The sequence below is a fragment of the Oleiphilus sp. HI0043 genome (genome assembly GCF_001634935.1).
This window is the reverse complement of record NZ_LWEY01000493.1, coordinates 1-994: the sequence shown is the minus strand read 5'-3', so window position 1 is coordinate 994 and position 994 is coordinate 1. Positions and strand designations below refer to the sequence as shown.

Below are 994 nucleotides of genomic sequence, written 5' to 3'. Positions count from 1 at the left end.
GCGAACAATGAGCAATAATGGCAGTCTTTGCTTTGACACTATCGGTCGCATCAAAGACATAGTCAAAGCCTTTGTGCAGCAAAGTTTCTACATTTGCAGGCGTAATAAAGGTGTGGTTTGCATGTACTTTGATCTGCGGATTAATCTGCTGCATTCGAGCAGCCATAGCCTCCACCTTCATCGCCCCAACCGTGTCTTGCAATGCATGGATTTGCCTGTTGATATTCGAAACGCAAATATCATCCAGATCAAATAGGGTAACTTCACCAATACCCGATCGAGCTAAGGCTTCGGCGGCCCAGGAACCGACACCGCCAATACCAATCACGGCAATATGACTATGCTGAAAACGCTCTAGCGTTGGCAAACCATACAGGCGAGCAATACCGCCAAAGCGAAAGGCAATATCGTCATTCATAGAGCCATCAGCCTTATATCAGGAATCAGAAGCTTATAGCTCGCTAGACTTCAGCGCAGCATTTGATTTCAATACATCACTGTATGCTTGAGACTTAGCATGCTCCGACACGCGATCAAATATTGTCTCACCGCTTAGAGATAAAGCATTAATATTCCTGCCAGATTCAGCAAACATTGCAATAAAACGCTGAAAGAAATCAGGAGTCATATGTTGGTAGGCTTGAATTAGTACGTGATAATCCGGATCGCTACCATCCAAAGGCTTTAAAGATAAAAACCCCTGAATTCGCTCATCACTCCACTGCTCATCTTCGACTTTCGGTTGACTTGGTCCACTCACGCTACGACACCTTCTAAATATTTGTTACAGACTAAAAGGCCGCCATTATAGCGAGCTAGTGCCTTCCAAGAAAGATACATTTTAGAAGTCCCAGTCAGACTCCTCACAAACCGGGTCAAACACGCTTATTTCGACCCGTCGATTCTTGGCCCGGTTCTCTGCGGTGTCATTAGGTGCCAAAGGATTTGTTTCTGCTCTGCCCGCTGCACTAACGCGGTTAGCATCTACTTTATT

The 994-nt window shown here is 45.4% G+C and carries 2 protein-coding genes; both read right to left on the bottom strand.

The genetic code is table 11. From position 1 onward, the window contains the following. Nucleotides 1-418 (bottom strand): ThiF family adenylyltransferase (locus tag A3729_RS06165; protein ID WP_197475618.1); only part of this gene is annotated, 418 nt, incomplete at its 3' end. A 33-nt stretch (nt 419-451) separates the two neighbouring features. Beyond that, on the bottom strand, nt 452-760 hold the full coding sequence (locus tag A3729_RS06160) for a PA4642 family protein (RefSeq protein WP_068510133.1): 309 nt from the start codon (nt 758-760) through the stop codon (nt 452-454). Nucleotides 761-994: the final 234 nt, after the last annotated feature.